The following is an 8,737-nucleotide window of genomic DNA, read 5'->3' as shown; positions in this document are numbered from 1 at the left end:
AGGTAAAGGTGGTATCGCCGGTAAAGGTGGGCGATGCGGTGAAGAACAGTTGGTCGAGTTCCATCGGGGTGAGGTTGTCTCCCACCTGAACTTCGTTACCGGGGGTAGCGCTGCCGAGGTAGAGGATGCCATCGGCGGCAGGAGGCAGACTATCGATGGTGTAGAACTGTACCATCGTATCCGGGTCGCTGCCGCCCAGGTTCTCGATTGGGATCGTGCCGTTGGGGGGAACCGTTCCGCTAGAGTCGATCGTCTCGGGGGGTGCGTTCAGGGTCACCGTTGCCGGGGTCAAATCTTCGGCCCCTTCATCATCGATCGCCGCGTACTCGAAGGTTGCGCCGTCGAAGTTGCCCGTGGATTGGAAGAACAGGTTATTAATTTGACCGGCGGTCACCGTATCGTTCGCAGACAGGACTGTACCGCCATTCGCGGGATCGCCCAGGAACAGAACGCCATCGGCCGGATCGGGGACGGAAACGATCCGGAACTCGTCCACCGTCCCGTTGGGGTCGCTGCCGCCCAAGGGGCCTACTAGACCCGTTAGGGGAACGTTGGAACTTAGGGGAACGTTGTTGATGACCTCGTTGGTTTCCGGGCGGGGGTTGGAGTCGATGGTGACGACCGCCGGAGTCAAGTCTGTTGCCCCTTCGTTATCAACTGAGAAGTACTCGAAGGTCGTTCCGGTGAAGTCAGGGGGTGCGGTGAAGAACAGGTTGTCGATTTGGTCGAAAGGAATGCGATCGCCCACGTTGACGGGAGTGCCTCCAGTTGCCGGGTCGCCCGAGAACAGAGTTCCGTCACCGGGTAGGGAGGTGATTTCGTACTCAACTACCGTACCGTCGGGGTCGCTGCCATCCAAGCCTTCGACGTTAATCGTGCCTTCGGGAGGAACGCGATCGATCGCATCGACGGTTTCCGGACGAATATTCGGGGTCAGGGTGACGGTATTCGGGGTTTGGTCGATACCTCCTTCGTTATCGATCGCCGAGTAGGTGAATTCTCCACCATCGACGAAGCCGGGAGTAGCTGTGAAGTAGAGATTGCCAATCTGGTCGGCGGGGATGATTTGATTGACGTTAATGGGAGTTCCACCCGTTGCCGGATCGCCCAGATAGAGGATACCGTCGGCAGGATCGGGCAGGGTATCGATGCGGAATTCATCCACCGTTCCGCCATCGGTATCGTTGCCGCCCATGTTGAGAACGTTAATCGTCTCTTCGGGGGCGACGAACTCCTCCGCATCGTCGGTTTCGGGAGGCTGGTTAACAGTAATCGAAGCCGGATCGTCGTCGCGGTAATCGTTGAGTCCGCCATCACCAGTGCGTTCCGTGGAAGCGGCATTATGGGTGCTGATGGTTCCGGGGTCGCCGGGGACACTGCTGTAGGTAATCGCGGCCGTATCGGTGATATCTCCAGCCGCCACCGTACCGTCGAGGGTCACGTCGAACTCGATAACCGATTCGCTGCCATCGGGGAACTGGTCAAAGGTGGCGTTCACCGTACCGCCTGCTTCCGTCAGCGTTCCCGCATTCGGTGCCACTCCAGAGACGTAAGCGAGGTTGCCCGCAAAGGTTACACCAGCAGGAAGGGCGTTCGACAACGCCACATCATAGGCATCGGCCCCGAACGCATCCGCATCGTCGCTGGAAAGAGTTAACCGCACCCGCACCGTATCGCCGATGTTGCGGCGGACATTTTCTTGAGGGGTGCTGGGGTCTTCGAGGACTTCCGTTTGGATGGTCAGTTGCGGTTCGACAACAGAAATCTCTTCGGAGGCGGCGAGAGGATCGTCGATCGTATCTGCCCCGTTGTTCCAGCTAAAGGAGGGGTCGTTATTGAGGGCGGAGGGGGTTTCCCCTTGGTTAACCGCCTCGTTCAACACCACCGCCGTATATTGAATGGTGATACTCTGGTCGCCATCTTGGTCCCCGGCATTTACCAGGTTACCCAGGTCGATATTAAAGCCCGTTCCATCGGTTCCCACCGTGGTGCTGCCATTGAGGTCTGTCAGGTCGTTGACGGTGGTGGAGGTGATGCCATTCAGGTTGATGCTGGTGAACTCCACAAACGCCAGACCGGCATCGAGGGCATCGTTGAGGACAGCCTGGGCAGTGGTTCCTTCAGGAATCGTTAGGGTGAGTTCGTAGGTAGCCAGTTCGCCAACAGCCGCTTCGGTATTGCCGTTGTTAGGATTATCGATCGCCGTTTGAACCAACCGAGTCTCCAACTGCGGCCCGTTGATAATCAGGGCTTCTGGGTTGGAATCGATATCCGGGTCGGCAATATCCCGTTCTACGCCCGCATCAGGGGCTTCATCGATCGTATCTCCTTCAACGATCGTCGCCACGTTATTGAGGGTTTCCCCAGGACTGACTCCATCAGCGAGTTCTACAGTGAACACGAACTGCTGAGTCTCGCCGACCGCAACGTCCACTCCGGTGTAGCTAATCCCATCGCCATTCACGTTCCCCATTCCATCGGGGGTGGTAACGAAGTCAATGGTACTTAGGTCGAACTTAGCCGGGTCGAGGAGGTCTTGAATCTCCACCTCAAACGCCCCACCAGTTCCGCTGTTGGTGACATCGAGAGTGATGGTGACCGTATCGCCCGCATCTCCGGAAGGAACTGTTGTATCGGCATTGGTAGCCGTTTCCCCATTGAGTTCGAGAGTCTGGACGATTTCGAGGACGGGTTCGACCACAGTGACTGTCGGTTCCGTGGGGGCTTCGATGGGAGTGGTAATGGGATTGCCCTCAGCATCGTCGTGAACCAACTGGGCATCTCCAGTCAGGGTGGTGGTATCGACGTTACCGGCTTCGTCCAACACCACCGCTTGGTATTCGATGATGAAGGTGTTGTTGCCGGGGTCGTTATCTCCCGTTGCCGTGGCGGTGTCGATGTTGAAGGTAATCGGGTCGCCGCTGTTGGTTCCACCAGTGGTGGTTAAAGGGGTGACCGTACCGTTCAATCCCGTATCGATAATGGTAGGAGTTCCGGTTAGTTGTAGACCCGGTGGCAAGTCGTCGGTGACGACGATCCCTTCTGTGGAACCTTCGGGAATGGTGACGGCGATTTGATAGGTGACCACTTCGCCAATGGCAACGTTATTGCCGGAGGTGTCGGCATCGGGTTCGCTGGTGTCGGTGATGGTCTTCTCAATGCTGATGTCGCCGGTTACCGTCGCCGGGGCATCGTCGCTGTCGGCGTAGTTATTGAGACCAGCGCCTTCGCCATCTGCACCGGTACGTTCGGTATCGCCGGTGGTGGTGTGGTCGGAAATATCGCTAGCATCGCCATCAACACTCGTCCAGGTGATTTCGGCAGGGCTGTTGACGGTTTCTCCAGACTGAACGCCATCGGCGAGGGTTCCGCTAACGGTGAGGGTAATCAGCGTGTCTTCGGGAATGTCGATGTCGCCCGTTGTTTGCAGAGTATTACCCGTACCAACCTCGAAATCGCTATCTTGAATGGTGTTGCCAGTGGTGTTGTTGATGACGCTGATGGCATCGGCATCGGGGACAAATCCATCAGGTAAGACGTCGTTAAGGTTGACATCGAAAGCGTCGGAAGTGCTATCTCCGGTGTGCTGAATAGTGATGGTGTAGACGATCGGGTCGCCAGCATCGCCTTGGTCGCCAGAACCGTTAACCTCCACATCTTTGATGACTTCCAGTTGCGGTTCGACAACGGAAATCTCTTCGGAGGGGGCAACGGGGTCGTCGATCGAATTTGCCCCACCGTTCCAGGTAAAGGAGGGGTCGTTGTTTAGGGCAGAGGGGGTTTCCCCTTGGTTTGCCGCATCGTTCGATACCGCCGCCGTGTATTGGATGGTGATGGTTTCTGGGTTGCCATCAACATTGTTGCTGACCAAATCTCCCAGGTTGATGTCGAAGCCCGTTCCATTGGGGGCAACGGTTGTATTCGCTGCGAGAGTTGCTTCATCGGTGACGTTGGCAGCATCCACCCCATCAAAGGTAATACTGGTGAACTCCACAAAGGTCAGACCCGAATCGAGGGCATCGCTGAGGACGGCATCAGGGGTGGTTCCTTCAGGAATCGTTAGCGTCAGTTCGTAGGTGGCTAGTTCGCCGATGGCGGCTTCGGTATTGCCGTTGCCATTGCCATTATCGATCGCCGTCTCCACCAACCGAGTCTCCAGAGTCGGTCCGTTGATAACGAGGGCTTCTGGGTTGGAATCGATATCATCCGGGTTGGTAATATCCCGTTCCACCCCAGCATCGGGGGCTTCATCGATCGTATCTCCTTCAACGATCGTCGCCACGTTATTGAGGGTTTCCCCAGGATTGACTCCATCGGCGAGTTTCACGGTGAAGACAAACGTCTCGGTCTCTCCGACCGCAACGTCCACTCCGGTGTAGCTAATCCCATCGCCATTCACGTTCCCCATTCCATCTGGAGTGGTAACGAAGTCAATGGTACTCAGATCGAACTTCGCTGGGTCGAGGAGGTCTTGAATTTCGACTTCAAACGCCCCACCGGTTCCGCTGTTGGTGACATCGAGGGTGATGGTGACCGTATCTCCCGCATCTCCAGAAGGAACTGTTGCATCGGCATTGGTGGCCGTTTCTCCGTTGAGTTCGAGGGTCTGGACGATTTCGAGGACGGGTTCGACCACGGTAACTGTCGGTTCCGTGGGGGCTTCGATGGGCGTAGCAATCGGATTGCCATCAGCATCGTTATGAACTAACTGGGCATCTCCGGTGAGAGTCGTACCATCGACGTTATCTCCAGGAGTTCCATCCCCATCAACGGTATCCAACACCACCGCTTGGTATTCGATGATGAAGGTGTTGTTGCCGGGGTCGTTATCTCCTGCTGCGGTGGCGGTGTCGATGTTGAAGGTAATCGGGTCGCCGCTGTTGGTGCCGCCAGTGGTGGTCAACGGCGTTACCGTACCGTTCAAGTCATTGGTAATGATGGTGGGAGTTCCGGTCAGTTGCAGACCCGGTGGCAGGTCGTCGGTAACGACAATACCTTCTGTGGAACCTTCGGGAATGGTGACGGCGATTTGATAGGTGACCACTTCGCCAATGGCAACGTTATTGCCCAAGGTGTCGGCATCGGGTTCGCTGGTGTCGGTGATGGTCTTCTCGATGCTGATGTCGCCAGTTACTGTCGCCGGGGCATCGTCGCTATCGGCGTAGTTATTCAGGCCCGCGCCTTCTCCATCAACTCCGGTGCGTTCGGTATCACCCGTGGTGGTGTGGGCTGAAAGGTCGGTGGCATCGCCGTCGATACTCGTCCAAGCGATTTCGGCGGGGCTGTTGATTTCCTCACCCGACTGAACGCCGTCGGCGAGGGTTCCGCTGACGGTCAGAGTAATCAGCGTATCTTCGGGAATATCGATGTTGCTGCCCGAAACCACTTGCAGAGTGTTCCCCCCACCAATCTCGAAATCGCTGTCTTGAATGGTGTTGCCGGTGGTGTTGTTGGTGACGCTGATGGGACTACCGTCGGGGACGAATCCGGCGGGCAGAACATCGGTGAGGTTGACATCAAACGCATCGGCTTCGCTGCTGCCAGTGTGTTGGATGGTGATGGTGTAGACGATCGGGTCGCCAGCATCGCCTTCAGCACCCGCACCGTTAACTGCTACATCTTTAACGACTTCCAATTGCGGTTCGACGACGGAAACTTCTTCAAACGAAGTGGTTGACAGAGGTGTACCGGGAGTGGGGTTGTTCGTCCAGTCCAGCGTTGCCGTATTGTTGAGGGTCGGGCCGGTTTCGTTATCGGTGCTTTGGTTTGCCGCATCGTTGAGGACGACGGCGGTGTACTCGACAACGATCGTCTCGGGGGAACCATCGGAATTGGCAGTGTTAACCACATCGCCCAAGTTCAGGGTGAAGTCGCTGCCGTTAGTTCCGGGAGTTGCCGTACCGTTTGCTGCGGTTGCGTCGTTGAAGTCAAATCCGCCGGTTACGTCGCCTTCTGGGGTGGAAATGCTGGTGATTTCAACAAACGCCAGACCCGGATCGAGGAGTTCTTGCAACACCACGCCAGAGGTGGTTCCTTCGGGGACGGTGATGGTGGTGCGGAAGGTGACCAGTTCGCCGGGAACCGCATCGGTGTTGCCGTTATCCACACCGTTATCGAGTTCGCTACCCACTAACTCCGTGGTGATTTCTGGTGTGCCAGTAATGGTAAATTCGGCGTTATCGTCAGCGGTGTAGTCGTTGTCGCCTGTACCGTCTCCGGTACGTTCTTCGTCGCCAACGGTGGTGTGGGTGGAGCGATCGCTCACCTCTCCATCCAAACTCGTCCAGGTGACTGTAGCAGTGCTGTCGGCAGTATCTCCCGTCTCGACGGTATCGGGAATTGTGCCGCTGATTTCGAGGACGAGAACCTGACCCAAGGCCAAATCGACGTTACCGGGAACGACTTGCAAGTTGTTGCTACCATCGATGCTGAAGTCTCCAGCCGTTGCACCGGAAGTATTCCCCGCACCGAGGCTAATGGGACTGCCATCGGGAACGAATTCCGGCGGCAAAGCATCAGTCAGGTTCAGATCGAAGGCATCGGCGGTGCTGTCCCCGGTATGTTCGATCGTGATGGTATACACCACGGAGTCGCCGCCATCCCCTTCGGTTCCAGAACCATCGACGAGAACCTCTTTGACGATGTCTAAATCCGGTTCGATGACAGTGATGTCGTCCGAAAGCGCATCTTCTTCGATGGTTTGAACCGCACCGTTATCCCAACTAAAGGAGGGGTCGTTGTTGAGAGAAGGACTGGTTTCGCTACCGTCGCCTTGGTTGGCAGGTACGTTCTGCACCACTGCCTGGTACTGGATGGTGATGGTTTGGGTTCCAACGTTGTCTCCGGCGTTCAGCAAGTTGCCGAGGTCAATTTCGATATCCGAACCGTCGTTGGTGACGTTAGTATTTGCGGTGAGGTCGGCGACATCTCCATCATCAATGGTTGTGGAAGTTGTGCCACCCAGGTCGATGCTGGTGAATCCGACGAAAGCCAGACCCGGATCGAGGGTATCGCTGAGGACGGAGGTTGGGGTGGTTCCTTCGGGAATCGTCAGGGTCAGTTCGTAGGTGACCAGTTCGCCAATAACCGCTTCGGTATTGTCGTTGTTGCCATCGTTAATTTCCGTCTCTACCAATCGAGTCGCCAGAGTTGGCCCGTCAATGGTCAACGCCTCGGTATTGGAGGCAATATCATCCGGGTCAGCAATGTCCCGTTCGATGCCCGATACCGGCGTACCGTCGATCGTGGTGGCTTCGGTGATGTTGGCCACGTTGTCGATGGTTTCGCCCGGTTCAACCGCATCGGCTAAATCGACTGTGAAGGAGAATTGCTGATTCGTATTGCCGCCATCGATATCTCCTCCAGTGAAGGTGACTTCTCCGGTTACTAAATCCACTGCCGGGGTGTATCCCGTTGGATAGTCTGTGCCTTCTGTACCAAAGTCAACGGTACTCAGGTCGAACTTCGCGGGGTCGAGGATATCGCTGACGACGACTTCGTAGGCCCCGGCAGTCCCGCTGTTGGTGACATCGAGAGTAATGGTGACTTCATCCCCAGCATCTCCGCCAGGAACCGTCGTTGTATCGGTTTCATCCGCCGTCACGCCGTTAAGGGTCAGGGACTGGACGATCGCCAATTCCGGTTCGAGAACTGTAACCGTCGCATCGGTGGAGGTGTTGACGCTGCTGCCGCTGATGATGACATCGAAGTTGTTGGTTAGGGCCGTGGGCGATACGCCGCCTTCATTGCCGGGAACGTCGAGAACCACCGCATCGTATTCGACGACGAGAAACTCGCTACCGGCGTTAGTTCCGGTGTTGGTCACGTCGCCGAAGGAGAAGAAGATGTCCGTCCCAGAACCGTAGTTATCGTCGTTGCCGGTAGCAGTTGTCGAAACGCTGGCATCGGGGAACGCAACGGTTGGGGTGAACGCATCGTTTTCATTGGCAACGATCGCCCCACTCAATCCCGCTTCGTTGGTGGCGAGGTTGTTGGTATCGGTATTCACCAATGCCACTCGCGCCGTGCCATTGACAAACTGCATCCCATCTGGTAAGTTGTCCTGAAGTTTCAATCCGTTAATCGTCCCTTCAGACAGACCCACCACTAAGCGGAAAGTGACCGTCTCCCCGATCGCCACATCATCGGTAATCACGTTGCCTTCTGTATTGGTCGTCGTATTGTCGGTTTCGGCTTCCGAACTACCGACGATCGACTTCACCGGCGATACGTTCTCGATCAGAACCGTCCCCGTGGCTGCTGCGGTATAATCCCGCTCGTCGTCGTTGGCCGGGTTAACGAAAGTGGAGCGATCGTCTGTAGTGTCGTTGGCGTTGTCGTCCAGGATGTTCGTATCCGGGTCTACCCCAGCGTTGCCGTCGCCATCCAAGCTGCTGAAGGTGACATCGGCATTGTTGTCGATTTCCTGGTTGGGGGCAACTGCCGAACTCAACGTCCCGGTGATGGTGACGACGATTTCACCACCGTTGGTGAGATCGAAGGGGTTGAGCGTGGTTAAGTTATTTCCGGTAAGGTCGAAATCGCCGCTGACATCCGTGCCATTGAACGTTGCCGATGCCAGATTGGGACTCTGAATTTCGGCGGGAATTGCATCGGTGAGGGCCGTCTCAAAGGCATCGGGAGTGGTGGCATCGTGGGTGAGGGTAATCGTCAGGGTGACGGTATCGCCAGCATCCCCGGTGCTGGTTCCGGTTTCGGTGACTAATACATCCTGAGT

1 protein-coding gene is annotated in these 8,737 nt (G+C 56.4%); it reads right to left on the bottom strand.

What is annotated here, in order from left to right; translation table 11 throughout:
* Nucleotides 1-8,737 (bottom strand): beta strand repeat-containing protein (locus IQ235_RS11530; protein WP_264321612.1); only part of this gene is annotated, 8,737 nt, incomplete at both ends.

Origin of the sequence: Zarconia navalis LEGE 11467, from assembly GCF_015207075.1 — a bacterium.
Taxonomy (GTDB): domain Bacteria; phylum Cyanobacteriota; class Cyanobacteriia; order Cyanobacteriales; family Geitlerinemataceae; genus Zarconia; species Zarconia navalis.
This window is presented reverse-complemented; position numbering and strand designations above follow the sequence as displayed.